We start from the raw sequence: 26,799 nt of genomic DNA, 5'->3' as shown, positions 1-26,799 counted from the left end.
GCGCGCGCCCCCGCGGCCCCGGCGGGGCCGCGCTCGGGCCCCGCCCCCCGCCACGTCCTCACCCGGTCAGCTCGCCCACCCGCCGCATGACCTCGCGGCAGAACGCGCCCACGCCGTCCGGGTCGTCGACGAACTGCGACGGCTTGATGCAGAAGGTGGTGTAACCCTCGGCCATCCGGGCCGGGATGTGCTCCAGGGCCGGGCCGAGCGGCGCACAGGAGACGGCGTCGGGGAAGACGGCCCGCGTGCCGCCGGCCAGCTCCAGCTCGCCGATGTCGCGACCGGCCGCCTTCATGCCGTCGGCCAGCGCCTTCATGTCCTCGGCGGGCGGGTAGCCGAGCGGGTTGAACCCGCTGCCCCACCGGGTCATCCGGCGCAGCAGGTGGGCGCTCATCCGCGCGCCGCCGAACCACAGCGCCGGCCCGCTCTCCCGGTACGCCTTCGGCTCGAAGTACACCTCGTCGAACCGGTAGTGCCGTCCGCGGTAGGTGACCGGCGAGTCCCGCCAGAGCAGCTCCCAGATCTCCAGGTGCTCGTCGAGCAGTTGCCCGCGCCGCTCGAAGGGCACGCCGAGCGCGGCGTACTCGTCGCGGCTCCAGCTCACGGTGGGCAGCACGATCAGCCGGCCCTCCGAGAGCAGGTCGAGCGTGCCGAGCTCGCGGGCCAGCGCCAGCGGGTGGCGCAGCGGGGCGAGCACCGCGGCGGCGGCCAGGCGCAGCCGGGTGGTGACCGAGGCGACGGCGGCCAGCAGGCCCAGCGAGTACGGCCACGGCGTGAACGGGTCCTGGTTGCCGGGCAGCGCGTACTCGCGGGGGTTGGCCATGCGGCCCCGGGCGCCGGCGTCGGGGCCGAGCGCCAGGTGCTCGCTGACCATGACCGAGTCGAACCCGGCGTCCTCGGCCTCGCGTGCCCACCGGACCAGCACCGGCAGGTCGCGGGCCGAGGTCATCGTCCAGTTCTCGGACAGCACGAGTTGCATGCGCGGTTGCTTCATTTTTCTTTCATACCCGAACGATCTTAAACAAGCTAGCTCTTGAACCAGCTCGTTTGGCACCTTACGATCCCTCCACAATCCGCAGAGAGGTCGCCCATGATCCCCATGAGGGCACGCGCCGTCCCGCTCGCCGTCCTGCTCGCCTTCCCGCTGTCGGTCGCCGGGTGCGGCCTGTCCGACGAGCCGCCGTCCGCCTCGTCCGGCGGCGCCGGGAACGTCATCAAGGTGGGCGGCGTCAGCTCGCTGAGCGGCGCGGTCACCTTCCCCGACTCCTCGGCCGCGGCCAAGGCCGTCTTCGACCGGGTCAACGAGCAGGGCGGCGTGAACGGCCACAAGATCGAGTACGTCAGCGCCGACGACAAGGGCGACCCGGCCGCCGCCGCCCAGGCCGCCAGGGACGTCGTCACCAACCAGGGCGTCGTGGCGCTGGCCGGCTCGGCCAGCCTGCTCGACTGCGCCGTGAACGCCCCCTTCTACCAGCAGTCGGGGATCGTCTCCGTCCAGGGCACCGGCGTCGACCCGACCTGCTTCGAGTCCCCGGCGGTCTCCCCGGTGAACACCGGCCCGTACCTCAACATGGCGATCAACCTCTACTACGCCTCCGAGGTGCTCAAACGGGACAAGGTCTGCATGTTCCTGGCGATCCTCGGCAACACCAACGACGCCTACGGCGGGGCCGTGAAGAGCTGGACCGCCCTGACCGGCAAGAAGCTCACCCTGGACGACCGCACGGTCAAGCCGGACTCCGACCCCACGCCGTTCGTGCTGCGGGCCCGGCGGGAGGGCTGCCAGGCGGTCCTGTACAACGGCACCGAGCCGATGGCGATCGCCTGGATGAAGGTCGTCAAGCAGCAGGACGTCACCGGCATCGACTGGCTGATGACCACCGCGCCCTACACCGAGGCCGTCGCCAAGGCCCTCGGCCCCGACGGGGACGGCATGTACGCCAACGCCGAGTTCGAGCCGTTCACCGAGGCGGACTCGCCCGCGCTGAAGGACTGGCGCGAGCTGATGACCTCGAAGAACGTGCCGCTCACCTCCTTCGGGCAGGGCGGCTACCTGGCGGCCACCTACTTCGTGGACACGCTGAGGACGATCAAGGGGCCGATCACCCGGGAGTCGGTGACGGCGGCGTTCAGGGCGCTCAAGCCCGTCCAGACTCCGATGACCGGCACCCCGTACGAGTTCGGGCAGGCCGCCCGGCACTTCTCCAACCGGGCCGGGAAGATCGTCCGGCTCAAGGACGGCGCCTGGCACGTGGTCACGCCCGAGTGGGTGCGCTACCCCGGGACGCTCGGCTGATGTTCCAGGGCCTGGTCTCCGGGCTGGCCTCGGGCGGCACGTTCGCCGCCCTCGGCCTCCTGCTCACCGCCATGTACCGGCTGACCGCGACGGTGAACCTGGCCGTCGCCGCGACCGGCGTGGCCGGGGTGTACGTGATGGCCGCGCTCGCCGGGACGGGGTGGCCGTACTGGGCGGCGGCCCTGGCCGGGGTGGCGGCCGGGGCACTGGTGTCGGCCGGGTGCGGCCTGGTGGTGACGCGGTGGTTCGCCGAGAGCGGGCCGCAGACCCGTACGGCGGTGTCGATCGCGCAGCTCATCGGGATCATCGCGCTGGCCTACATCGCCTTCGGCGACGAGCCGCGGGTGCTGCCGAACCCGGCCGCGGGCCGCGTCGCCACGCTGGCCGGGGTCGTGGTGACGCAGGGGGCGGTCGTGCTGCTCGCCCTGGCCGTCGTGATCGGCGCGGGCACCTCGCTGCTGCTCACCCGGACGCCGCTGGGCCTGCGCCTGCGTGCCATGGCCGAGCGGCCGGTCACCACCGAGCTGCTGGGCATCGGCACCCGCGCGCTCACCCTGACCGTGTGGGCCCTGGCCGGCGCGTCGTCGTCGCTGGTGCTGCTGGTGGTGGCGCCCGTGCGGTCGAGCGACATCCTGTCGCTGAGCATGCTCATCGTGCCCGCCTGCGCGGCGGCGCTGCTGGGCGGGCTGCGGCGGCTGGCCGGGGCGCTGGCCGGCGGGCTCGCGCTCGGGCTGCTGGAGGGGGTGCTCGCGGGGTCGGCGGTGGTGCAGCAGTACCGGGACGTGGTGCCGTTCGCGGCCATCCTGCTGATCCTCGTGTGGAGCCGGCGCAGGGAGGTGTGGGATGCGTCGCGCTGACGGGCCGGTGGCGCGGTGGGCGGTCGCGGGCGTCCTGGCGGCGGCGGCCGCCTACGGTCTCGCCGCCGGGCTGCCGGCGTACTGGGTGTTCCTGGCGATGTCGGCGGTCATCTCCGGAGTGCTGCTGCAGAGCCTCGGGGTGGTGGCCGGGCAGGCCGGGATGGTCTCCCTGTGCCAGATGGCCTTCGCCGCCATCGGCGCCTGGACCACCGCCCAGCTCAACGTCTGGGGCGTCCCCGGCGGCCTGTACGTCTGGCTGCCGCTCGCGGGCCTGGCCGCCGTGCCGTTCGGGCTGCTCATCGGCCTGCCCGCGCTGCGGCTGCGCGGCGTGCACCTGGCGATCGTCACGCTGGGCTTCGCCGCGACCGTGGACGTCGTCATGGCCGCCAGCTCCTTCCCCGGCGTGAGCCAGGGCGTCGTGGTGGGCCGTCCGGCGGGGCTGACCTCGGACCGCCAGTACTTCCTGCTGTGCTGCGGCGTCTTCGCGCTGGTGGCGGTGGCGCTGGCGGTGGTGCGGCGGACCCGGCTCGGGGCGTCGTGGCGGGCGCTGAAGGAGTCGGAACGGGCCACGGCGGCGGCCGGGACCAGCGTGCCCGGCGCCAAGTTGAGCGCCTTCGCGGTGAGCGCGTTCATCGCAGGCGTGTCCGGGGCGTTGCTGGCCGGGCAGCTCGCCATGGTGGTGTCGCGCAACTTCGACCCCGGGCAGTCGCTGGTGGCCTACGCGGTGGCCGTGATGGCGGGCGCCCACCACGCGGAGGGCGCGCTCGTCGGCGGGGCGCTGGGCGTGCTGGTGAGCGAGCTGCTGCGGCGGCTCGGCGTACCGCAGCAGTGGGCGAACGTCGTGTTCGCGGTGGGCGCGGTGCAGGCGATGACGCAGGGGTCGGGCATGAGCGACGGCCTCCGCGCCGCCCTGCGCGCCCGCCGCGCCCGCCGCTCCGACGCCCGTCACGCCGACACCGGACGCGCCGACGCTGAGCCGGGCGTGTCCGCGGTGGCCGGACCCGAGGCTCCGGCCCTCGCCGCGGACGGGCGGCGCGCGGCGCTGCGGATCGAGCGGGTGAGCGTGCGGTACGGCCAGGTCGTCGCCGTGGACGACGTCGGCCTCACCGTGCTCGCCGGCGAGGTGCACGGGCTGGTCGGCCCGAACGGCGCGGGCAAGTCGTCCCTGGTCGACGCGATCAGCGGGTTCGTCCCCGCCGGAGGCGGCCTGGTCGAGGTCGGCGGCGTCGCCGTCGCGGACGCCCGGGGCGGCGCGGCGGTCCACCGGCGCGCCAGGGCCGGGCTGCGCCGCACGTTCCAGCAGGACCGGGTGCCGGTGGGCCTGTCGGTGCGCGAGTACCTGCGGTTCGCCGCGCGCCGCGCGCTGAGCGACGCCGAGATGGAGGAGGGCCTGGCCGGGCTGGTGACGGCCGCGCCCGGCGACCCGATCGCCGCGCTCGACGTGGGCGCCAGGCGGCTGCTCGAAGTGGCCGGCACGCTGCTGGCCCGTCCGGCGATCGCGGTGCTGGACGAGCCCGCCGCCGGCCTCGGCCACGCCGAGAGCGAACGGCTGGGCGCCTGGCTGCGCCGGGTCCCCGCCCGGTACGGCGCCGCCGTCCTGCTCATCGAGCACGACCTGGACCTGGTCCGGGCGGCGTGCACGGGCGTGACCGTGCTGGACTTCGGCCGCGTCGTCGCCCAGGGCCCGCCCACCGAGGTGTTCGCCGAGCCCCGCGTCCTGCGGGCCTACCTGGGCGAGGAGCCCGCCGCGTGAGCGGGCGGACGGGAGGCGACCCCATGGATCTGGTGCTGCGCGACGTGACCGTGGCCAGAGGCGGCCGGCCGGTGGTCAGGGACGTGACGCTGACCGCCGCGCGGGGGCAGGTCACCGTCCTGCTCGGCCCGAACGGCGCGGGCAAGACGACGCTGCTCGAAGCGGTCTCGGGCGTGGTGCCGGTCGCCGGGGGCGAGATCGTCCTGGGCGGGGCCGCGCTGACCGGCCGGCCGCGCACCCACCGCGCCAGGCACGGCCTGGCGCACGTGGAGCAGGGCCGCGCCGTGTTCGGCACGCTCACCACCCGCGAGAACCTGTCCCTGGCCGGCGACCCCCGGCGCGGCCTGGAGCTGTTCCCCGAGCTGGAACGGCGGCTCGACGTGCGGGCCGGGCTGCTGTCCGGCGGCGAGCAGCAGATGCTCGTCCTGGCCAGGGCCATCGGGACCGGTCCCGTGGCGCTGCTGCTCGACGAGATGTCGCTCGGCCTGGCGCCGGGCGTCGTCCGCCGGCTGCTGCCGGTGATCCGGCGGCTGGCCGACGACGGTTGCGCGGTGCTGCTGGTCGAGCAGTTCGCGCACGCGGCCCTGGCCCTGGCCGACAGCGCGTACGTGCTGTCCCACGGCACGATCACCTACGGCGGCGACCCCACGCCGCTGCGCGAGTCGGATGCCGCGCTCAAGCGCGCCTACCTTGGAGACGATTCATGACTGACGCCGATCTTCTGCTGGTCAACGGGCGGGTGCTCACGATGGACCCGGCGCGGCCGTACGCGACGGGCGTGGCGGTGCGCGACGGCGTGATCGCGCACGTCGGCGACGCCGCCGGCTGGACCGCGGCCGAGGTCGTGGACCTGCGGGGCCGCGTCCTGCTGCCCGGGATCAACGACTCCCACCTGCACGCCTGCGGCTACGGCCTGACCCGCCCGCCGTTCTGCCTGGACGTGGCGGTGGGGTCGATCGCCGAGGTGCGGAACCGGGTCGCCGCCGCGGTGCGCGCCGCAGGGCCCGGCGAATGGGTGCGCGGGATCGGCTGGAACCCCGGCCGGCTGGCCGAGGGCCGCCTGCCCTCGAAGGCGGACCTGGACGACGTCGCCCCCCACCATCCCGTCCTCCTCCAGGACTTCTCCGGCCACACGACGTGGACGAACTCCGCCGCGCTGCGCCTGGCCGGGCTGCCCGAGGACGGCGACGGCCTGCTGCACCACGGGGACCAGGGCGTCGTCCAGCGCCTGGTGCCCCCTCCGCCGGGCGGCCTGACCCGGGTGCTGCGCGAGGTGGTGGCCGAGCTGAACCGGGCCGGGATCACCAGCTTCACCGAGCCGGGCCTCGGGCCGGGCGGCGGGGAGGCGTTCGCGGGCGGCATGGGGCCGGGGGTGCTGGGCGCGTACGGGGAGCTGGCGCGGGCGGGCGGGCTGACCGCGCGGGTGAGCGTCCTGGGCCTGCCGAGCCCGATGTCGGGCGCCTCGGTCGCCGACACCGCCGCCTACCTCGACCGCCTGCCGGACGACCTGGACGGCGTGGACGAGCGGCTGGTCCGGCTGCTGGGCGTGAAGGTGTTCGCCGACGGGATCCCGCCGTCGGAGACGGCCTGGATGCGGGAGGCGTACCCGTCGGGCGGGCACGGCTCGCTGTGCACGCACGGCGGCACGGACGCCGAGCGGGTCGCCGAGCTGGACGAGATCCTGCGCCTGGTGCACGTCGCCGGCCTCCAGGCGGGCGTGCACGTGGTGGGCAGCCGGGGCATCGACGCCGTCGCGGACGCGCTGGCCGCGATCTCCCGCGAGCACCCGAGGGCCGACCCCCGCCACTACGTGATCCACGGCCAGTTCGCCTCCAAGCAGGCGCTGGCCACGCTCGGCGAGCTGGGCTACGGCATCAACCTGCAGCCGGTGCTCCAGCGCGTCGAGTCGGGCACCACGCGCGAGCTGTTCGGCGCGCGGGCGGCCGAACGGGAGTGGCCGGCGCGCTCGGCGCTCGACGCGGGCGTGCTGACCGTGTGCAGCTCCGACGCCCCGGTGACCGCGCCGGACTGGCGGGCGGGCGTGGCGGCGCTGGTCGACCGCGACGGCGAGGGCATCTCGCTGGAGGAGGCCCTGGCCACCTATACGATCGCCGGAGCACGGCAGGACTTCGCCGAGGGCTGGAAGGGCACGCTCACCCCGGGCAAGGTCGCCGACCTGTGCCTCAGCGCGGCGACGGCGGACGAGGACGTCGTGGCGGCCCCGGTGGACCTGACGGTGTTCGGCGGCCGGGTCGTTTGGGCCCGTTCGTGAATGGCCAGCGCGAAGATTGTTAGGTACCGAATATACTTTCGTGCCATGACGGGACACCACACGCTGCGCCAGACCGAGGAGGCCATCGGCCAGCGGCTGGGCGACCTCAACATCGACTTCGAGGCCATGTGGGCGGTGTCCAACGTCTACCGCGCCTCCTCGGCCATCCGCAACCACCTGGAGCAGACCGTCCTGCGCGACACCGGCCTGACCTGGACGGGGTTCGTGGTGATGTGGGTGGTGTGGATCTGGGGCGAGAGCGAGACCCGCCACGTCGCCGCCGAGGCGGGCATCTCCAAGGGCACCCTCACGGGCGTGGTCAAGACCCTGGAGTCCTACCGCCACCTGCGGCGCTACCCGCATCCCACGGACGGCCGCCGGGTCATGCTGGCGCTCACCGCGACCGGCGAGCGGCTGATGCGCGAGCTGTTCCCGGAGTTCAACCGGCAGGAGGCGTTCGTGGTCAAGGAGCTCGACAGCGATCAGCGGCGCGAGCTGGCCGGCTCGCTCAAGCGCGTCATGGAGCACCTGGAGAGCATCTGACCGGCAGCTCCTTGATGCCGTTGACGAAGTTCGAGCGGATCCTGCGCACCTCGCCGGCGGGCTCGATCGACGACAGGCGCGGCAGCAGCTCCTCGAACAGCACCCGGATCTCCAGCCTGGCCAGCGCGCCGCCGAGACAGTAGTGCGGGCCTCCCCTGCCGAACGTCAGGTGCTCGTCGGCGTCCCTGCCCACGTCGAATCGGTACGGGTCGGGGAAGACGCGCTCGTCCCTGTTGCCCGAGGCGTACCACATGACGACCTTGTCGCCGGCGGCGACGCGGCGGCCGTTCAGGGTGACGTCGCGGGTGGCGGTGCGGCGGAAGTGGTAGACGGGTGAGGCCCAGCGCAGGAACTCGTCCACGGCGCGCGGCATCAGCGCCGGGTCGGCGCGCAGGCGGTCGAGCTGGGCGGGGTGCTCCATGAGGGCGAGCATGGTGTGCGAGATGGCGTGCCGGGTGGTCTCGTTCCCGGCCACGACCAGCAGCAGGAAGTAGTTGTCGAAGTCGCGGTCCGACAGCGGCAGGCCGTCCGCGGGGGCCTGGTTGACGAGCCGGCTGACCAGGTCCGTGCCGTCGCCGCCGCGCCGGCGGGCGGCCAGCTCCCGGCCGTACTCGAAGACCTCCAGGGAGGCGGGGCTGCGGAAGGGCAGGTCCTTGTACTTCTCGCTCTCGCGCAGCCGGTCCGGGTCGGTGTTCTCGATGATCTGGTTGCCCCAGTCGATGAGCCGCCGGGTGTCGGGCACGTCGAGCATGCGGGCCAGCACGTTGATCGGGAAGTCGGCGGCGACCTCCTTGACGAAGTCGAACTCGCCCTTGGGCAGGGCGGCGTCCAGGGTCGTGGCGGTCAGGCCGCGCAGGAAGACCTCATAGCCGGCCACCGCCCTGGCCGAGAAGTCGCGCAGCAGCAGCCGCCGCAGCGCGTGGTGGCGGGGGCCGTCGGTCTCCAGCATGGAACGCCGGATCGCGGCCTGCCGCTCGTCCACCTCCTCCAGGTTGGTGAAGCCTTCGGAGGTGAACGTCTCCGGGTCGCGGCCGACAGCCACGATGTCGGCGTGCCGGGTGACCGCCCAGAAGCCCTTGCCGTGCCCGTGCTCGTCCTGCCAGTGGACGGGTGACCGCTCGCGCAGCACGTCGAACATCCGCCACGGGGTCACGCCGTCGGCGAACCTGCCGGGGTCCGCGAGGTCGACGTCGGCCAGGCGCATGGGCTCTCCTCCTCGGTCGTTCGGCATCAAACATTACGGATACGGGGTAGGGGCGACAAGTGTTCTCTTCGTTCGTATGGCCCCTAATGACGGGCCCCGCGTCGGGCGGTCGTCCTGAATCGGGACCGGCGGCGTGGTTACAGTGATCGGGTGACCACCGACGAGCACGGCCTGGCCATGACCGGCGCGAGCGCCGCCGCCGCCCGCCACTACGACCGGGCGATCCACGAGCTGCTGCACTTCCGGGCCGAGGTCGACGCCGAGGCGACCGCCGCGCTGGCCGACTCCCCCGGCTTCCCCATGGGCAACGTCCTGGCCGCCTACCTCGACCTGTTGACCACCGAGGCGGCGGACGCCCGTAGCGCGCGCACCCGGTTCGACGCCTTCCGCCGCCAGGCCGACGAGTCGTCGCTGCTGCCCCGCGAGCGCGCGCACCTGGCGGCCGTCCAGGCGCTGCTCGACGGCGACCTGACCGCCTGCGGCGCGCTGCTGGCCGAGATCACCGTCGCCCACCCGCGCGACGCGCTGGCCCTGGCCACCGGGCACCAGATCGACTTCTTCACCGGCGACGCCCGCTCGCTGCGCGACCGGGTCGGCGGCGCGCTCACCGCCTGGCACGACGACGACCGGCACTACGGCCACCTGCTCGGCATGTACGCCTTCGGCCTGGAGGAGGCCGGCCACTACGACCGCTCCGAGGAGGTCGGCCTGCGGGCCGTCGAGCTGAACCGGCGCGACGTGTGGGGCATCCACGCGGTCGTGCACACCTACGAGATGCAGGGCCGCTTCGGCGAGGGCGTGCGCTACCTCGACGCCCGCCTGGACGACTGGTCCACCGGCACGTTCTTCAACGTCCACACCTGGTGGCACTACGCCCTCTACGCCCTGGAGACCGGCGACACGTCTCGGGCGCTCGGGGTGTACGACGCGGCGCTGGCCGGCGGGCGCACGTCCATGGAGCTGCTGGACGCCGCCGCGCTGCTCTGGCGGCTCCTGCTGGAGGGCTCCGACCAGCCCGGACGCTGGCGGGCCCTGGCCGATGCGTGGCCGCCGCTGGTGGCCGAGCCGTTCTACGCCTTCAACGACGTGCACGCGGTCATGGCGTACGTGGGGGCCGGACGGATCGGGGAGGCGGAGAAGCTGGTCGCCTCGCGGGAGGCGTACGCGCTGGAGTCCCGTCCCGGGGTCACCAACGTCGCGATGACGTCGCGGGTGGGGTTGCCGGTGTGCCGGGCCCTGGTGGCGTACGGGCGGGGCGACTTCGGGGCCGTCGTCGACCTGCTGTACCCGATCCGGCACCGGGTCAACGAGTTCGGCGGCAGCCACGCCCAGCGGGACGCCGTGCAGAAGACGCTGCTGGAGGCGGCGCTGCGGGGCGGGCGGCACGAGGTGGCGCGGGCGCTGGTGAGCGAGCGGATCGGCGTACGGCCGTGCAGCCCGTTCAACTGGCTCAAGCAGGCCGCGCTGGCCGACGCCCTGGGCGACCGCGCCACGGCCGCCGCCGCCCGCCGACGCGCCACGACCTTGACCACCACCGCCTGACGCGCCCGTCCCCCGCCCCGTCCCCCGCCCCGTCCATCGTCCGCCGTCGCCGCGCACGCGGGGGCCGAAGTGTCGGGCGCGCCGAGTAGGGTTCCCTTCATGGATCGGGAACTCACCTTGATGGTCGTCCACGCCCACCCCGACGACGAGTGCCTGAGCACCGGCGGCATCCTCGCCCGCTACACCGACGAGGGCATCCGCACCGTGCTGGTCACCTGCACCAACGGCGAGCAGGGTGACGACACGGGCGGCGTCAAACCGGGCGAGGAGGGTCACGACGCCGCCAGGGTGGCCGAGAAGCGCCTGGGCGAGCTGCGCGAGTCCGTCGCGCACCTGGGCATCGACCACGTGGAGCTGCTCGGCTACCGCGACTCCGGCATGGACGGCTGGGACACCAACCATCACCCCAACGCGTTCGCCAACGTCCCGGTCGAGGTGGCCGCCGCCAAGCTGGGCGAGCTGATGGAGCGCTACCGCCCGCAGGTGGTCATCACCTACGACGAGACCGGCGGCGGCGGTTACGGCCACCCCGACCACGTGCAGGCCCACCGCATCACGGTGGCCGCCGTCGAGGCGACCGGCATCCCCGACAAGTTCTACTACACGGCGATCCCCCGGGCCGCGATCAAGCGCATGTTCGAGCTGATGCGCGACAGCGGCGTCGACCTGGGCGGCTTCGAGCCGTCCGACGACTTCGGCACCCCCGACGAGCAGGTCACCGCCGTCGTCGACGTCACCCCCTACGTCGAACGCAAGCTCAAGGCCCTCCAGGCCCACGAGAGCCAGGGTGAGAACATCTTCCTCCTCCGCATGCCCGAGGAGGCCCAGCACCAGGCGTTCTCCCACGAGGCCTTCGAGCGGAAGCTGAACAAGGTCGACGCCCCCGCCCACGAGGAAGACCTCTTCACCGGCCTCCGCCCCTGACCCGTCACCGCGACAACACCCCACCGGGTTGCTAGAGGCCCGCGATGTCGATGGCCCGGTCGAGGTGTGTCTCGGTCTGGCCGGGCCAGAAGCGTTCGCAGGTGAGGTAGTCCAGTGGGTCCCGGCGCCCGTCCGTCAGGAATTCGCGGGCCGCACGGGGATGGTTGGCCAGGGCGGCCATGACGGCTGCCATGGGGTCCCGTTCGTCCAGGGGGATGGCGCACATCGGCAGCGAGTCCGGACGAAGGTTCCGCCAGTACGGAGACCCGGGCGGCTGGCTTCGTTCATGGTCGTAGACCTTGAAGGCCAGGTCGCGCAGGAATGTGTCGGCGAAACGCCCGTACCGCAACAACTGCCCGAGCGCGAAACCGGTTTCCGGGTCGTCGAGGTTTTCGAGCAGGCGGTGGGCGTAAGGGGTCGAGATCCTGGCCGCACAGGGGGCGCGGGAGGCGGTGCCGAGGAGCGTGCTCAGCGCCCTGGCCAGCCGGTCGAGGCTGGTGGACTGGATGGCATGCGCGCGGCGCAGACCGGCCAGAAGGCTCTTGAGCTGCCGTGGCGGCATCACGGAGGCGAACGCCACGGCGAAGTCGGGATCGTTCCGGCGCTTTTCGAGTTCGGCCAGATCGTGGGAATCGATGGCGCCCTTCTTCCCCTTCGCTCCGCAGAACGACTGGACGAAGGAATCGTAACCACAAGGATGATCGGGCAGCGCTGGCCCCACATTTCCCGATAAAGACGAAAAATCGGGCAGCCAATCTCCTCTACACACGCCCTCTCTGTACAAATCACCCGCCAGCGACGCACATCACGAAGAGATAACTTTAGCGAGCCCTCGGACGGACACGAAAAAACCACATGACCGACCGGAATCCTCACCCCCGGGCATCCGCCGAGGCGAGACCCCCCGAATGACCCACCCGCCAGGATCAACGGCAGAACAGGACAAGCGTGATGGAATCGGTCCTATGACCATCGAGTACATCCCCGTCTCCGACGGCGGCAGTCTGTGGGCCGAGAAGACCGGCGGCGGAGCCCCCATGGTCCTGCTGCACGGCTCCGTGCACGACAGCCGCCTCTGGGACGGCGTTCTCCCTGACCTCGCGCGCCACCACACCGTGATCCGGTACGATGCGCGGGGCCTGGGCCGTTCGACGCCGCCGACCGCGCCGTTCCGCTACGAGGACGACCTGCTCGCGGTGCTCGACCACTTCGGCATCGAGCGCGCCGCGCTGGTCGGGCTGAGCATGGGCGGCGAGGTCGCGCTCGACTTCACCTTGGAGCACCCGGAACGGGTGCGCTCCCTGGTCCTGGTCGCGGCGTCGGCCAGTGGCCACGACTGGCCGGACTCTCCCGAGACGGACGCCTACATGGCGGCGGACCGCGGGAACGACGCCGGCCGCCTGGCCGAGACGGAGCTGACGGTGTGGGCCTCGCTGCGTGACCGGGCGCCGGGATGGGCGGCGATCGAGGGCATGGTCACCGAGAACGCCAAGGTGCGGGTGGCCTCGGAGAAGGGCCACGTCCGCTTCTCCGAGGTGGGCGCCGTCGAGCTGCTTGAGCGGGTCGCGGTGCCCACCACCGTCGTCGTCGGCGATCACGACCATCCGGAGATCGGCGTGATCGCCCGCCGGCTCGCCGAGGGCATTCCCGGCGCGTGCCTGGAGATCGTCGCCACGGCCGATCACTATCTGCCGCTGCGTGCGCCGGAACGGCTCACGGAGATCATCATCCAGCGCTGAAGGAGCAGGCGGCTATATTCCTTGACAGGCATATACCTTCAGCGGAATATAGAGGCATGTCCGTCGACGCGTTCTCCGTGCTCTCCGAGCCGACCCGGCGTCGCATCCTCGATCGGCTCCGGGTGTCCGAGAGCAGCGTGAACGAGCTGGTCGAGGCGCTCGACGTCAGCCAGCCCACGGTGTCCAAGCAGCTGAAGGTGCTCAGGGAGGCGGGTTTCGTCACCTGCCGCACCGCGGCGCAGCGGCGGATCTACCGCATCCACGCGGGCCCCCTGCGGGCGCTGGACGACTGGCTTCAGCCGTACCGGGCCCTGTGGGACGGGCATCTCGACGCTCTTGAGCGGCATCTCGACAACCTGGAGCAGTGATGACCTCTGACGTGTACCGCCCGAGCCCGCCGGCCCAGGTCGGCGGCGAGGCGACGGGAGATCGCTGGACCCTCGTCTTCGTCCGCGACCTGCGTCACCCGCCGGAGAAGGTGTGGCGGGCGCTGACCGAGCCGGGGCAGCTCTCCGCCTGGGCCCCGTACACCGCCGGCCGGGATCTGTCCGAGACGGGCGACGTGACGCTCACGATGATCGACGACGAGAACCCCCTGGACATGGCGGCCGAGGTCGTCCGCGCCGAGCCGCCGACGCTGCTGGAGCACACGTTCGGCACCGACCTGCTGCGCTGGGAGCTGGCGGCGACCGGCGGCGGCACCCGTCTGACGTTGCGGCACACCGTCCAGGACCGCGACATGCTGCCGAAGGCGGCGGCCGGTTGGCACATCTGCCTCGACGTGGCCGAGAAACTGCTCGACGGGCGGCCGATCCCGCCGATCCGGGGCGCCGCGGCGGTCGACTTCGGCTGGTCGGAGCTCAACGACCGGTACGCGCGAAGGCTCGGCGTCCCGGACACCGGCCTGCCCCGCCACCTGGAGGACGGGAACGGCACCGCCTGACGCGAGCCCAGGACGGAGGGTGAGTGCGGGCGTGATCGCGGGCTGCGATGATGAGCTCCCATTCGGAGACGTCGATGCCGCCTCGGGCGTACGGCATCGGCGGCGCGCGCCAGGAAGGCAGGCTCGATGATCGCTGTTCTGGGCGAGTGCGTCGCCGACGGCTTCACCGCCTCCGAAGGCGCGGCCGGGCGGGGCGAGCTGGGGTTGCGGGTGCTGCCGGGAGGCGGCCCGGCCAACACGGCGGTGGCGCTGGCCCGGCTCGGCACGCCGGCCCGTTTCCTCGGGCGCATCTCCGGCGACGTGTTCGGGACGCTGTTCCGTGAGCGTCTGGCGTCCTCGGGCGTGGACCTGTCGGCGGCCGTCGAGGCCGCCGAGCCGAGCACGCTCTCGGTCGCCGCGCTCGACCGCGACGGCCGGGCCGCCTACACCTTCTACGCGGGCGGCACCGCCGACTGGCAGTGGAGCCCGGACGAGCTGGCCCCGGCCAGGCTCGGCCCGGCCGCCTGCCTGCACACCGGGTCGCTGGCGCTGGTCAGGGAGCCGGGCCGGGCGGCGGTCGAGGAGTTCGCGCGCGAGGCCGCCGCGCGGGTCACGGTCTCGATCGACCCCAACGTGCGTCCCACCCTCGCCGCCCGCGAGGACTACCGGGTCGAACGCTGGTGCGGGTGGGCCGACGTGCTCAAGCTCAGCGACGACGACCTGCGCTTCCTGCTGCCCGGCGCGTCGGCGGAACGGGCCTGCGACACCTGGCACGCGGCCGGCGCCCGGCTCGTGGTGGTGACGCGCGGAGCGGCGGGGGCGCTGGTGTCCCTCGACGGGGAACGGGCGGAGGTGCCCGCGCCGGAGGTCGACGTCGTCGACACGGTCGGCGCGGGCGACTCCTTCACCGCCGGGCTCCTGCATGATCTGGGCGCGCGTGGCCTGCTCGGCGGGCGGCTCGACGGCCTCGACCTGGACACGGCCGTGGCCGCCGCGTCGTTCGCGGCCCGGGTGTCGGCGCTGACGTGCTCGGTGGCGGGCGCGAACCCGCCCTGGGCACACGCGCTGACCGGCCCCTGACGGGGCCCGGGTCAGGGGAGAGGGATCGTGGTGGTGGGGACGTTGTAGCCGCGTACCCGTACCGACGGCTGGTGGCCGGTGAGGTCGGACGTCCGGTACGTGGCGGTGATCGTCGTGGACTCCCCCGGCCACAGCGTGACGTAGTTGTCGGTGTAGGTGACCGGGACGACCTCGCGCCCGTCCGCGACCACCTCCGGGCGTACGAGGAAGGCCAGGCCGGAGGGGTTGGTCAGGGTGATCGTGACGGTCTCGGTCCCGGCGGAGACGGCGCGGACGGCGGTGGCCGTGACATTGGCCGTGGGCAGGGCGTTCAGGCCGGTGAGGTCGGCGTACGTCTTCGGCGTGGTGCGGTACCAGTTGCTCTTGTTGCCGAGCGTGTCGGGCGAGGTGGAGTACCAGTAGACGTTGTCGCTGACCTTCGCGCCGGCCGCGTCCTTGAGCTGGAGCCTGATCAGGTACGTCCCTGACAGCCCGGTCAGCGCCGGGACGGTCAGGACCTGGACGCCGGCGTTGGCGGTCGCGGTGACCGGCGCCGAGGCCGTGTACTTCTGGGCCAGGTCCGGCAGGTTGTGCACGGAGACCGTGGCGGTCAGCCCGGACCTGGTGGCGAGGGTGGAGTTGACCACGTGGACGGCCCGGGTGAGGTAGTCGTAGGCGATGTGCACGGGCTCGGTGGCCTTCTTGGTCCCGAAGTAGCCGCCGCCGGGCTTGAGGTAGTAGTCGTAGAGGTTCCAGTGGACCGACGGCCAGGCGTTGTTCAGCATCCAGAAGATCGAGCCGAACGAGCGCACGTGCTGCCTGGCGCTCCACGCCTCGAAGAAGGCGCGGGCGTTCTCGTAGTTCTGCGCCTCGGACTTGCGCGACTGGTCGGCGGCGGAGGTCGGGGTGCCGTAACGCCTGGTCAGGCCGGTGGTGTAGGGGGCGACGGTGTCGAACACGCTGCCCGGCTTGCCGGCGTGGTAGTTGTACGCCGTGCCGATGGGCCAGATGTCGGCGGGCGCCAGGAACCGCTGGAGGGTCTCCAGGGGCGGCGGCGCCTCGGTGCCCTCCTCCCCCGTGCTGCCGAACGCGCCGCCGCTGCGGCTCTCGTCCCACCACAGCACCGGCGGCTCCCACACGTACGGGCCGTCCATCTTCATGCCGGCGTCGGCGTTGGACCAGGTGGCGACGTTGTCCAGGGTCGGGTTCTGCCAGTGCAGGGCGGCGGCCACGCCCTTGTACGCCGCCAGGTGCGCGGCCGTCGGCGGCTGGTCGCTGCCGTAGGTCCACAGGAACACCGACGCGTGATGGCGCAGCGAGCGCAGCTGGCTGTCCAGCGACGCGCGGGCGACCTGCTCCTGCTCGGCGGTCCAGGCGCTGTCGTCCTCCCAGGCGCTGCAGCAGACGAAGCCCGGCATGACCAGGATGCCCGCCTTGTCGGCCAGGTCGTACAGTTCCTCGTTGCCGAGGGTGCCCTCCAGCCTGATGGTGTTCAGGCCCATGTCCTTGACGTAGTTGATGTGGGCGGCGTTCGTCCTGGTGTCCCAGCGCTGCATCAGGTCCCACACGTACCCGCCGCCGCGCAGCAGGATCGGCCGGCCGTTGATCTTGTATCCGGCGAACGAGGTGCCGTTGACGGTGGTGCGGTAGTCGGTGACCTGGCGGATGCCGAAGTCGATCGACTTGCTGTCGGAGGCGCCCGCGGCGACCGTCAGCCGGTACAGCTCGGGGCTGCCGAACTGGTAGGGCCACCACAGCACCGGATCGCTCACGTGGAGGGGCGCGAAGGCGACCTCCTTGCGCTCGCGGGCGGCCAGTGTGACGTCCTGGGAGAAGGTGAGGTCGGGCCGGCCCGCCTTGGCGATCGTGCCGCTGACCGTGGTGGTGACGGGGGCGTTCGTGGCGTTGACGGCGTCCACGTAGACGTTCAGGTCGGCGGCGGTGCCCGACAGGGTCGTGCGCACGTACGGGTCGCGCAGGGCCACCGGGCCCGTGGTGTCCAGCAGGGTCGTGTTCCAGATGCCCGCGTTCATGTCGGGGGCCTCGGGGTTCCAGTCGACCGTGCAGGCGGACAGGTCCTTGCAGTCGTGGCGCGGCGGGGTGACCCGGACGGCCAGCGCGTTGGCCGCGCCGGGCCTGATCGCGGCGGTCGCGTCGTACTCGTGGCCGACGAACGTGCCCACCGCCGCGGCGTCGAGCTGCACGCCGTTCAGCCAGATCTGGGCGCGGTAGCTGAGGCCCTTGAACCGCAGCCAGTAGACCTGCCCGGGGGCCGTGGCCGGGGCGGTGAACTCGCCGCGGAACCACCAGTCCTGGGTGGTCAGGTCGGGCACGTTCTTGAGGTTCTGGCCGAAGTAGACGTCCTGGTAGACGCCGTTGGCGACCAGGCCGGCCAGGACGGTCGAGGGCAGGGTGACCGGGTTCCAGCCGGTGGTGGCGTACCCGGGCGTGGAGATCGCCGCGCCGGTGTCGGCGAGGCCGGTGGCCGGGCGCAGCGCCCAGCCCGAGGCCAGCTCGGTCGAACCGGCCGCCGCGACGGCGCTGCCGGCGCTCACCACCCCCGAGGCGAGCAGCAGGACGAGCACGGCGAGGACGCATCTGATCGATCGGGACATGCGCAGCTCCTGAGGGGGCTCCTACGAACCGGAGGGCCAGGCGATCTGGGTGGAGCGGTAGTAGGCGATCCCCATGACGCGCCAGCGCGGGCCCTGCGCGCCCAGCCGCTGCCGGAACGCGGTCCAGTCGTGCGTGGCGGGCGGGGACCAGCCCAGTTCGGCGAGCGCGGGCAGGCGGGGGAAGGCCATGTACTCAAGGTCGGCCGACGTCCTGAGCGTCTCGGTCCACAGCGGCGCCTCGACGCCGAGCACCTGCTCGGGCGGGAGCCTTCTGAGGTAGGCGCCGGGATCCCAGCCGTAGGCGTCCTTGACCTCGATCGTGCCCGCCCAGGTCTGGCCGAGCGGGGTGCGCCGGTTGTACTTCATGTCCAGGTACGCGCGGCTCGCCGGGGACATGACGACCTTGCGGCCCGCCGTCGAGACCGCCGTCTCGGTGGGGTCGCTGCCCCAGTACTGGACGACCGTGGAGGGCAGCGGGGTGGCGTTGACGACGTCGTGCCAGCCGATGACGGTCTTGCCGTGGGCGGCCACGATGCCCTGCGCCCGGTCGACGAACGCCTTGTAGTCGGCGGGCGTCGTGGAGGACGCCTCGTCCCCGCCGATGTGCAGGTACGGGCCGGGGGTGAGCGCGGCCAGCTCGCCGACCACCTGGTCGAGGAAGGTGTAGGTGATCTCCTTGGACGTGCACAGCGTGCTGAACCCGACCTCGGTGCCGGTGTAGAGCGGCGGGGCGACGCCGTCGCAGGTCAGCTCGCCGTAGGAGGCGAGGGCGGCGTTGGTGTGCCCCGGCGTGTCGATTTCCGGAACAACGGTGATATTTCGGGCGGCGGCGTAGGCGACGATCTCCTGGTACTGGGCCTTGGTGTAGAAGCCGCCGGGATCGCCCCCGACCGCCGTGCCGCCGCCGTAGGAGGCCAGCCGGGGCCAGGAGTCGATCGCGATGCGCCAGCCCTGGTCGTCGGACAGGTGCAGGTGCAGATAGTTGATCTTGTAGAGCGCGACCTGGTCGAGGTACCGCTCGACCGCGTCCACCGGGAAGAAGTGCCTGGCCACGTCGAGCATCGCGCCCCGGTACGGGTAGCGCGGCCGGTCCACGACCCGCCCGCCCGGCACCGGCCACGGCCCCGGCTGCACGGTGGCGGCCTCGGCCGCGTACGGGAGCAGCTGCCGGAGCGTCTGCACCCCGTCGAACAGCCCGGCGGCCCGGTTGGCCAGCACGACGATCCCGGTGGCGGTCACGTCGAGCTGGTACGCCTCGTCCCCGCCGGCCACCGTGCCCAGCCGCAGCGCGATCCCGTCCGCCGGCGGGGCGGACACGATCGGGACGGGGTAGCCGGTGGACCGGCGCAACCGCCCCGCGAGCTGCTCGCCCAGCTCGGGCACGTCGGAGTACAGGGCCGTCGCGGCGGTGATCGGGTACGTCACCCCCGCCGCCGGGACCGCGCTCACCGGGGCGGGCACGATCGTCCCGAAGGCGACGGCGGCCGCCGCCGTCGCGCTGGGCGAGACGGTTACCGACGCCGAGACCGAAGTGGCGAGCAGGGTCGTCAGCACGACCGCAGCGGTGCGGATCTTCATGACCGCCTCCCGAGGGTTGCCCCCACCATACGGACGCGTCCCCTGGTAGTAAAGAACCTTTCTAATCAAAGGTCTCGGTGGGGACCGTCCGGTAGCCGTTCCACACGAAGCGGGCCGTGGTCACGGCGTCGTCGCCGTCGCCGGTGATGAGCTGGTGGATGGCGATGCCGTCAAGCTCGCGGTATTCGCACCACTCGTGGTCGGAGGTGAGCACGAGGTCGAGGCCGAGGTTCACCAGCAGGTCGAAGACCTGGCCGCGGTTGGTCCGGTCGACGCCCACGAACACCTCGTCCAGCAGGATGAACCGGGGGCAGCCGGGGTCGGTCCGGTAGTGGGCGGCCACGGCGGCGAACAGCGGCAGGTGCAGGGCGATGGCCTTCTCGCCGCCGGACAGGGCGCCGTGCAGCTTCCTGGTCAGGTCCTGCCAGCCCTGGCCGTCGCCGCGGTCGAGGCGCACCACGAACCGGTGCCAGGCCGTGTAGTCGAGCACCCTCATGAGCTGGTCCTCCCAGCCGGCCGAGGAGTCGTCGGCGCGGACCTCCTCGACGCGGTCCCTGAAGAAGGCGTACAGGGCCTCGTGGTCGGCCTCGCCCAGCCCGGCCGGGTCGCGCAGCAGCAGGTCGCGGGCCGCGCGGGTGGCCGGGGACTGGGTGGGGTCGACCTGCCAGACCAGGCGCACCGCGACCCGCGAGGCCGTGCGGACGCGTTCGAGCCGCTGGTTCATGCCCTCGACCAGCGCGGCGGCCTGGCGGATGCGGTCGGCCAGGTGCCGCCGCGTGTCACCGGCCAGCGTGCGGTCGAACAGGTCGCGCTCGGCCTCGGTGATGTCGCCGCGCCGATCGTCGCGCTCGTCGCGCAGCGCCCTGCCGAGCGCCGCCGCGCCCGCCCGCATGCCGCCGGCGGTGGCGGTCAGCACCTGGGCGTCCTCGTCGGGGACCAGCTCCAGCTCGGCCCGGCCGGCCAGGACCTCCCTGGCGTGGTGGAAGGCGTCCCGCAGGCGCGCCTCGGCCTCCCTGACGTCGCGCCGCTCGTACGGCACCGCCGCCAGCCGCCCGGCCACGTCCCCGGCGGCCTCCAGCACCGCCCGCACCCCGGCGTCGGGGGCGAGCCCGGCCGGCACTCCGGCGTCGGCGGGCAGGTGGCCGGTCATCAGGCGGCGGAAGCGCGCGCAGACCGCCTCGCGGGCGCGTCCGGCCTCCGCGTGCTTCTCCTCGGCCCGGCCGAGTTCGCCCTTGAGCCGTCCGAGGCGGGCGTTGAGCCGGGCCGTGTCGTCGTGGACCGTCCGGATGAGGCGGCGGCAGCCCTGGTAGGCGGTCTGGACGTCCTGGAGCCGGCCGAGCACGTCCAGGTCCCCCGCGCCCGCCGTGGACTCGACGATGGCCAGCTTCTCGGCCAGCACCACGGCCGCGTCGGCCGCCTCCTCGGCCCGTTCCATCGCGCGTACGGCGAGGTCCTGGTACTCGCGGGCGGTCTCCGCCGCCTGCCCGGCGCGTTCCCTGGCCGCGCGCGCGTCGCCGCGCCGGTCGTGCCAGACGCCGCCGGTGGACTCGGCGGCGCGCAGGGCCGCCTCCAGCTGGTCGAGCGCGGGCCGGGCGGCGGGCAGGGCGTGCCGGGCGGCCAGTTCGGTCAGCCGGCGCAGCGACCTGGCCGCCTCCTTCTCGCGCTCGTGCAGGCGCCGCTCGTGCGCGCGGAGCTGGTCCTCCAGCAGGGCGACCTTGCCCACGGCCTCGTCGAGGGCCCGCGCGGCCCCGGCGTACGGCCCGCGGTCCGGCCGCCGCCGCAGCTCGGCCGCGAGCGTGTCGCGGTCGCCGGCCAGCACCCTGAACAGGTGGTCGCACTCGGCGATCGTGCCGGCCAGGTCGGACAGCCGGTCGTCCAGCTCGGCGACGCGGCGGCGCAGGGCGCGCTCGCGGGCGGCGTCGCCGATGTAGGAGGGCTCCGGCTTGACCCAACGCCCGGCGGCCGGGCCGAGCCGCCAGGTGCCGTCGGCCCCGACGGCCGCGGGGTGGTCGAGGCCGAGCGCCGTGGGGGCGAAGGCGACGCCCGCGAGCACCCGGCCGGCCGAGACGGGCGCGCCCGGCTCCGCCGACAGCACGTCGGCCAGGCTCTGGCCGGGCGCGGGCCGGGCCAGCGCGGAGGCGGCGAAGGCGTCGTGCTCGCCGGGATCCATGCCGCCGTCGGGCAGCAGCCACACGTCGAGCAGGCCCGAGGCTTCGAGCGCCGCCTCGACGCCCGCCTGGGTGACGGGGTCGACGCCGGACCGGAAGGCCAGCGCCCGCCACAGCGGCATACCGGGCCGTCCCGACCGGGAGGCGGGGCGGGCGGGCGAGGGGGGCGGCTCCAGCGCGGTCAGCTCGGCCAGGCGTTCGCGTTCGCGGGCCGGCTCGGCGCGTTCGGCGTGCAGCCGGTCGCGCAGGCCGGTCAGGTGGTGCTCGCGGGCGGCCAGCCGGACCTCGGCCGCCGTACGGGCCGCGCCGACCAGCTCGTCGGCCTGCTCCGGCCGGTCGGCGAGGGCCGCCAGCTCCTCGGGGTCGAGCCGGAGCTGGACGCAGCCGCGGGCCCACTCCTCCAGGGCGGCGGCCAGGTCGCGGGCGCGCTCGTCGCGGGTGGCGCCGGCCAGGTCGTGGGCGGCGCTCGCCGCCGCCAGGTCGTCGCGGGCGCGGTCGCGGTCGTGCTCGGCGGTGGTGCGGCGGCCGATCGCCTCCTCGTGCTCGACGGCCGCCACGCTGACCTCGCGGATCTGGCCGGCGCGGCTGGTGACGGCGGCGCGCAGCAGCTCACGGGCGCGGCGTACGGCCTCCTCGCCGTCGTCGCCCCGCTCCCCCTCCTCCAGGACGCCGCCGCCCTCGGGCTCGGGGACCGGGCGCTCGCACTCCAGGTGGACCGCGAGCAGCCCGGCGCGTTCGGCGGCCCGGCGGGCCCCGGCGCGGGAGCGGTCGGCCAGGCCGGTGGCGGCGCGGGCGACGGCCGCCGCGCGCAGCGACAGCTCCTGCCTGCCCGACGCGGCGCGGGCCGCCGCCCCGGCCTGGTCGCGCAGCCGGGCCGCCGACTCGTGCGCCTCCTGTGCCTGCGTGCGCAGCCGGTGCAGGTCGCGCCCCGCCCGGTACGCCTCGCTCTCCTTGAGCCCGTCGATCTGCGCGGCCAGGGCCAGCTCCTGGGCCTCCTCCTCCGACAGCCGGACGGCGGCGGCGGCCAGCTCGTCGTCGGCCTGCCGCAGCGCCTCGCGTCCGGCCTTGACCTCGGCGGCGAGGGCGTCGACGGCCTGCCCGGCGGACAGGGCCGCGGCGGCGGCCGCCCGCAGCACCTTCTGGGCGTAGCCGCGCTGGACGCCGGCGAGCCGGTCGGCCTCCTCCACGTCGCGGTCGAGCAGGCGCAGCTCCTCGCGCCGCCGGTCGAGCCGCTCGAACCCGTCGGCGATCTCGTGGAGCTCGCCCTCGCCGAGCGGCGGCAGGGCGCTGGACAGCAGGTCGGACAGCAGGCCGGGGTCGAGGCGTTCGGAGAGCTTGGGGGTGCGCAGCTGGCGCAGCGCGGTGAGCAGGCAGTCGTAGCGCTGCTCGTTGAGCCCGGCGTAGAGCGTGCGGCGCACGACGGCGCGGTAGACCTCGGCGGACTCGTGGACCGTTCCCGTCTCGCCCAGCTCGTCGGTGAGCTGGGCCCTGGTCAGCGGCTGGCCGCCGTCGCCGGTGAGCCGGACGCCGCCGGGCAGGCCGACGCGGGAGCCGGTGGTGAAGTAGGCGGCGGTGACGTTCTTGGTGTGGGCGGTGGCCTGGAGGCGCGCGCCGCAGGTGAACCAGCGGCCGTCGGAGTGCTGGAACTCCAGCCACACGTAGCCGACGCGGGTGACGCCGTTCGCGCCGTCGCCCATGAGGTTCCAGTGCATGGTCCGCTCGGTGCCGCCGAACGTGGACAGCCTGCTGGGCTTGAGGCTGGCGTCCAGCACGTACGGCAGCAGCAGTTCGAGCACCTTGGACTTGCCGCTGCCGTTGGGCCCGCGCAGCAGCAGCCTGCCCCGGTGGAACTCGAACACCTCGTCGTAGTAGCGCCACACGTTGAGGATCCCGGCGCGTACGGGGATCCAGCGCCGTTCCGTGCCCGGGGCGGTGCGCGCGGGCGTGGGCTCGGTGAGGGTCATGCGTCCTCCGTGTCGGCCGGGCCGCGATCGACCCGGTAGCGGGCTCCGGCGGGCAGGGCGGCCACCCGGTCGCCGGTACGGCGGGCCAGCCCGAACAGGGCGAGAACCTCCAGCGCGTCGGCCGCCAGCCGGGCCGCGCCCCCGTCCGACCGGTACGCCTTGGCCCAGTGGGGGAAGCGCCGCAGCAGTTCGGCGGCCTCCTCGTCGAGGCGGGCGGCGGCCAGCGGCCCGGCGGTGACCAGCAGGTCGAGCAGGAGCAGGGCGGCGACCTTGGCGTGGCTGCCGTCGTCGGGGAACCGCGTGTCGGTGGCGGTGGCCTCGGTGTCGACCAGCAGGAAGCCCTCGGCGCGCTCCTCCAGCACGAACCCGGCCTCCTCGGCGGCCCTGCGGATCATCCGGCGGCCGGTGGGCGAGGCGGCGTAGGCGGCCTGGGCCGGGGTCAGCTCGTCGCGGTAGACGACGGGCTCGTCCAGCAGGCGGCGGACGAGGGAGTGGCGGACCCACAGGGCACGCTGGGTCTCCGTGGGCTCGTCGCCGCCGTAACGGGCCTCAAGGGTGAGAGCGGTCGTGTCCGCCCCGGGCAGGCGGGAGGGCGGGACGGGGGCGGCGAGGAGCCTGATCACGCGGGTGGTGTCCACGCGGTAGAGCACCTTGGCCTCCTCGTCGCCGAGGTAGGCGTCGGTCGCGCCGTCCGTGGAGGTGATCGCGCCGTGCTGTTCGAGCAGCTTGAGCGCGTCGACGAAGGCGGCCCGCTCGTCGGCGCCGACGGGGTCGAACGCCGGCACGCCCGCCTCGACCGCCGCCGCCCGCGCCACCCGCCTGGCCAGCATGCCGATCGTGGTGACCGGCGCGGCGAGCAGCTCGGCCGCGCACAGGCACAGCAGCGTGTAGCGGCGGCGGTCGAACGGCGCCCCGCCCGCGCGGCGTCGGCGGGCCGGACGGGTGGCCGTCGGCCGCGACCCGACCTTGACCAGGCGGGCGTAGCCCTCGCGGGGCTCGACGACCAGCCGCCAGCCGCAGAAGTAGTCGAACCACCGGGTCAGCGGCTCCCGCCGTTTCCTGATCACCGCGAAAGCGGCGGGCTCGTCGTGCGCCGACAGGAACGGGCGGGCGAGGAGGGTCCTGATCGCGCGGGCGATCTCCTCCTTCTCCGCCCTGACGAGCTGGTTGGCCAGGCGGCTCATGCCCCTTCCGCCCTCCCGTGGCCGGGTACGCCCGGGGAGCGCATGTCGAGCAGGTAGTCGGGGCCGCGGAACCAGCCCTCGGACGTGCGCAGCACCGCGACCGCGCCGTCGCCGGGGGCCCGCAGCACGACCTCGACCCGGCCGTCGGAGGTGACGGCCCGGCGCAGGCCGGTGGCGTCGGGGCGGGCGGCCAGGGCGCGGCCCAGCAGGTCGAGCAGCCTGCCCAGGGTGTCGTGGTCGAGCGCGCCGAGCTGGGACAGGCGTACCGAGCCGGTGGTGGCCAGCGCCTGCCAGGCGGCCTCCAGCCCGGCGTGCTCCTTCTCGGCGCGGGCGCGGCGCTCGGCGCGCAGGGCGGCCACGTCCCGGACCCGCCCGGTGCGGCCCATGCGCTCGGTCCTGCCCCGCGAGCGCAGCAGCGCCGAGACCGCCACCGGCCCGGCCTCCGCCCACGGTGTCCCGGCCGGGACGAGCTCGGCGTCGGCGTGCCCGAGATGGGCGTGCCGGGACGGGCCGAGGCCGAAGGCGGCGTCCCAGAGCCGGTGGGCGTCGTCCTCGCCCGGCGCGGTGGCGAACCAGCGGGCCAGCGCGCGGAAGTCGGCGGCGGCGCCGGAGGACGGGAGCCGGGCGGCGGTGACGCGGTCGAGCAGCCCGAGCAGGGTGGCGATGGCCTCACTGGCCACGTCGTGCAACCGCCGCAGCCGGGGCCCGACGCCACTCCCCGCGCCGCTCTCAGGGGTGCCCGGGACGGTCGGGTCGAACCATTGGCGCAGGTCGGCCCAGGCGGCGGCGCGGGCGGCCAGCCAGGGGGTGGCCAGGTCGGCGCCGGGGACCCGGGGCAGGTCGGCGCCGGCCAGCGCGCGGGTGTGCAGGACGCCGACGCCGCGCCCGGCCACGCCGCGCAGCGCCCGCGCCACGGTCTCGCCGCGCTGCTCCAGCCCGGTCACCAACTCCTGGAGGTAGGCCACCGTGGCCGCCTGGACCTCGTGGAACGTGCCAAGGTCGGCGCCGTCGGCGCGCAGCAGCCCGCGCAGCTCCCCGTTGAGCCGCACGGTGTCCCGGCGCAGCCCGTCGAGGTGGCACTCCAGCTCCCGCAGGCAGGTGAACACCCGCCGGTCACGGCCGGGGTCGGGGTCGGCCAGCAGCGCCTCCAGCTCCTCCAGCCGGTCGGCGACGGCGTCGAGCACGGCGGTGTGGAAGGCTCCCGCCGAGGCCGGCGCCGACGACGCCTGCCGCAGCCCGGCGTGGGCGGCCTCGCCCCGGGCGGTCAGCGCGTACCGCAGGTTCCGGCGTTCGTACTCCTCGGCGGTCGCGAACGCGCCGGCGTGGTCGAAGACCACCTCGACCAGCCCCCAGCCGGCGAGCTGCCCGAGCGCGCCGGTGAGGTCGTGGTCGCCGACGGGGGCGTACCAGCCGCGGGCGCGCAGGCGGTCGCGGACCTCGTCGGCGGTCGGCGCGGGCTCCAGGTTCTCGGCCGCCGTGCCGAGGACGTCGAGGAGGGCCGTGTGCAGATCCGCCCGTTCCGTGGTGGCGAACCGGAACAACTCCGGCGGCACTCGTGGCAGCTCCGTCATCGCGCCGTTCTCCCCTCTCGCCACGGTTTCACCGGAGCCACCGTAGCTGGAGAGACGGGCCCCGCGAGGGCCTGTTTGCGAGCGGATGCCACGGGTATGGTCGCCGCGTTCGGCTGCCGGCGGCAGGCGGCGCGGTCCGCGCCCGGTACGGCGGCATTCGGGGGGAACGGGGGCCTGTGATGGCGGAGTTCGAGGCGACGCGCGGGATGCCGGCCGACAGCATGATCGTGTTCGGGGTGGCGTCCGACGTCGAGCTGATGGACCGGTGGCTGCCTCGGGGGCTGTGGGTCAACGACAGCGGGGCCGGCACCGTCGAGGCGGGCGGCGACCTGGTCCCCGGCAGCGGGCGGCACGAGGGGCTGTTCCGCGCCCAGGAGGACCAGCTCCGGGTGGAGTGGGGCGGCCGTGACCACCCCGACTACGCGGGCTGGCTGCAGGTGAGCGATTCGGCGGCCGGCACGAGCGAGGTGACCGTCCACCTGTCGCTGCTCGACGAGCCCGGCACGAGCGCCAGGTCCGACGAGGTGCGCGAGCTGCTCGGCCGCTCGCTCGACCGGCTGGCCGACGAGGTGACCCGCCGCGTCTCCGAGGGCGGCTGAACGGCGGGC

General features: G+C 74.0%; 21 protein-coding genes. 13 read left to right on the top strand and 8 right to left on the bottom strand.

The window, feature by feature from the left end:
- Positions 1-58 precede the first annotated feature (58 nt).
- A complete protein-coding gene (locus ABZ815_RS43845) occupies positions 59-994 on the bottom strand; it encodes a TIGR03619 family F420-dependent LLM class oxidoreductase (protein WP_357707575.1) in 936 nt (311 codons plus the stop codon).
- Positions 995-1,090: 96 nt separating this feature from the next.
- On the opposite strand from ABZ815_RS43845, the gene ABZ815_RS43840 reads away from it, so the two are divergent.
- Genes ABZ815_RS43840 through ABZ815_RS43815 form a run of 6 tightly spaced genes read left to right on the top strand, consistent with a single transcriptional unit; the run spans position 1,091 to position 7,721 of the window.
- Complete coding sequence (locus ABZ815_RS43840) at positions 1,091-2,296, top strand: ABC transporter substrate-binding protein (protein ID WP_357707573.1); 1,206 nt, start codon at positions 1,091-1,093, stop codon at positions 2,294-2,296.
- Positions 2,296-3,153, top strand: a complete 858-nt coding sequence (locus ABZ815_RS43835) for a branched-chain amino acid ABC transporter permease (RefSeq protein WP_357707570.1) — start codon at positions 2,296-2,298, stop codon at positions 3,151-3,153. Before ABZ815_RS43840 ends, ABZ815_RS43835 begins: the two co-directional genes overlap by 1 nt.
- Entirely contained in the window at positions 3,140-4,906 is a 1,767-nt protein-coding gene (locus tag ABZ815_RS43830; protein ID WP_357707568.1) for an ATP-binding cassette domain-containing protein, read from the top strand. The genes ABZ815_RS43835 and ABZ815_RS43830 overlap by 14 nt, the downstream gene beginning before the upstream one ends.
- Positions 4,903-5,613 (top strand): ABC transporter ATP-binding protein, encoded by a 711-nt coding sequence (locus ABZ815_RS43825; protein WP_357707566.1) that lies wholly within the window; start codon positions 4,903-4,905, stop codon positions 5,611-5,613. Before ABZ815_RS43830 ends, ABZ815_RS43825 begins: the two co-directional genes overlap by 4 nt.
- Positions 5,610-7,178, top strand: a complete 1,569-nt coding sequence (locus ABZ815_RS43820; protein WP_357707564.1) for an amidohydrolase family protein — start codon at positions 5,610-5,612, stop codon at positions 7,176-7,178. Before ABZ815_RS43825 ends, ABZ815_RS43820 begins: the two co-directional genes overlap by 4 nt.
- A 45-nt stretch (positions 7,179-7,223) precedes the next feature.
- Entirely contained in the window at positions 7,224-7,721 is a 498-nt protein-coding gene (locus tag ABZ815_RS43815; protein WP_357707562.1) for a MarR family winged helix-turn-helix transcriptional regulator, read from the top strand.
- On the opposite strand, the gene ABZ815_RS43810 is transcribed toward ABZ815_RS43815, so the two are convergent.
- On the bottom strand, positions 7,696-8,925 hold the full coding sequence (locus ABZ815_RS43810) for a cytochrome P450 (protein WP_357707560.1): 1,230 nt from the start codon (positions 8,923-8,925) through the stop codon (positions 7,696-7,698). The genes ABZ815_RS43815 and ABZ815_RS43810 overlap by 26 nt on opposite strands.
- A 150-nt stretch (positions 8,926-9,075) precedes the next feature.
- Here ABZ815_RS43810 and ABZ815_RS43805 point away from each other — a divergent pair, with 150 nt between their 5' ends.
- On the top strand, positions 9,076-10,467 hold the full coding sequence (locus tag ABZ815_RS43805; protein WP_357707558.1) for a tetratricopeptide repeat protein: 1,392 nt from the start codon (positions 9,076-9,078) through the stop codon (positions 10,465-10,467).
- Positions 10,468-10,566: 99 nt separating this feature from the next.
- Positions 10,567-11,391, top strand: a complete 825-nt coding sequence (locus ABZ815_RS43800; RefSeq protein ID WP_357707556.1) for a PIG-L family deacetylase — start codon at positions 10,567-10,569, stop codon at positions 11,389-11,391.
- Positions 11,392-11,422: 31 nt separating this feature from the next.
- Here ABZ815_RS43800 and ABZ815_RS43795 read toward each other — a convergent pair whose 3' ends face one another.
- A complete protein-coding gene (locus tag ABZ815_RS43795) occupies positions 11,423-12,112 on the bottom strand; it encodes a hypothetical protein (protein ID WP_357707554.1) in 690 nt (229 codons plus the stop codon).
- 244 nt (positions 12,113-12,356) lie between these two features.
- Between ABZ815_RS43795 and ABZ815_RS43790 the strand changes: the two genes are divergently transcribed.
- The 4 genes from ABZ815_RS43790 to ABZ815_RS43775 all read left to right on the top strand — a co-directional run bounded on the left by ABZ815_RS43790 (position 12,357) and on the right by ABZ815_RS43775 (position 15,132).
- Positions 12,357-13,130, top strand: a complete 774-nt coding sequence (locus tag ABZ815_RS43790) for an alpha/beta fold hydrolase (RefSeq protein WP_357707552.1) — start codon at positions 12,357-12,359, stop codon at positions 13,128-13,130.
- A 56-nt stretch (positions 13,131-13,186) separates the two neighbouring features.
- Positions 13,187-13,498 (top strand): metalloregulator ArsR/SmtB family transcription factor, encoded by a 312-nt coding sequence (locus ABZ815_RS43785; RefSeq protein WP_357707549.1) that lies wholly within the window; start codon positions 13,187-13,189, stop codon positions 13,496-13,498.
- Positions 13,498-14,073 carry an SRPBCC family protein gene (locus ABZ815_RS43780; RefSeq protein WP_357707546.1) on the top strand — a complete coding sequence of 192 codons (576 nt, stop codon included), beginning with the start codon at positions 13,498-13,500 and terminating at the stop codon, positions 14,071-14,073. Before ABZ815_RS43785 ends, ABZ815_RS43780 begins: the two co-directional genes overlap by 1 nt.
- 126 nt (positions 14,074-14,199) lie before the next feature.
- On the top strand, positions 14,200-15,132 hold the full coding sequence (locus tag ABZ815_RS43775) for a carbohydrate kinase (protein WP_357707544.1): 933 nt from the start codon (positions 14,200-14,202) through the stop codon (positions 15,130-15,132).
- Between the two features lie 11 nt (positions 15,133-15,143).
- On the opposite strand, the gene ABZ815_RS43770 is transcribed toward ABZ815_RS43775, so the two are convergent.
- The 5 genes from ABZ815_RS43770 to ABZ815_RS43750 all read right to left on the bottom strand — a co-directional run bounded on the left by ABZ815_RS43770 (position 15,144) and on the right by ABZ815_RS43750 (position 26,191).
- The gene (locus ABZ815_RS43770; protein ID WP_357707541.1) at positions 15,144-17,726 is read right to left on the bottom strand and encodes a glycoside hydrolase family 2 protein; all 2,583 of its coding nucleotides are present in this window, start codon (positions 17,724-17,726) and stop codon (positions 15,144-15,146) included.
- A gap of 21 nt (positions 17,727-17,747) precedes the next feature.
- Positions 17,748-19,304, bottom strand: a complete 1,557-nt coding sequence (locus ABZ815_RS43765) for a family 20 glycosylhydrolase (protein ID WP_357707539.1) — start codon at positions 19,302-19,304, stop codon at positions 17,748-17,750.
- A gap of 61 nt (positions 19,305-19,365) precedes the next feature.
- Positions 19,366-23,436 (bottom strand): TIGR02680 family protein, encoded by a 4,071-nt coding sequence (locus ABZ815_RS43760; protein ID WP_357707536.1) that lies wholly within the window; start codon positions 23,434-23,436, stop codon positions 19,366-19,368.
- Positions 23,433-24,620 (bottom strand): TIGR02678 family protein, encoded by a 1,188-nt coding sequence (locus tag ABZ815_RS43755; protein ID WP_357707534.1) that lies wholly within the window; start codon positions 24,618-24,620, stop codon positions 23,433-23,435. Before ABZ815_RS43755 ends, ABZ815_RS43760 begins: the two co-directional genes overlap by 4 nt.
- Positions 24,617-26,191, bottom strand: a complete 1,575-nt coding sequence (locus tag ABZ815_RS43750) for a TIGR02677 family protein (protein ID WP_357707531.1) — start codon at positions 26,189-26,191, stop codon at positions 24,617-24,619. The genes ABZ815_RS43755 and ABZ815_RS43750 overlap by 4 nt, the downstream gene beginning before the upstream one ends.
- A gap of 179 nt (positions 26,192-26,370) precedes the next feature.
- Here ABZ815_RS43750 and ABZ815_RS43745 point away from each other — a divergent pair, with 179 nt between their 5' ends.
- Positions 26,371-26,790 (top strand): SRPBCC family protein, encoded by a 420-nt coding sequence (locus ABZ815_RS43745; RefSeq protein ID WP_357707529.1) that lies wholly within the window; start codon positions 26,371-26,373, stop codon positions 26,788-26,790.
- Positions 26,791-26,799 lie beyond the last annotated feature (9 nt).

This window comes from Nonomuraea sp. NPDC047529, assembly GCF_040642995.1.
In the GTDB taxonomy this organism is placed as follows: domain Bacteria; phylum Actinomycetota; class Actinomycetes; order Streptosporangiales; family Streptosporangiaceae; genus Nonomuraea.
This window is presented reverse-complemented; position numbering and strand designations above follow the sequence as displayed.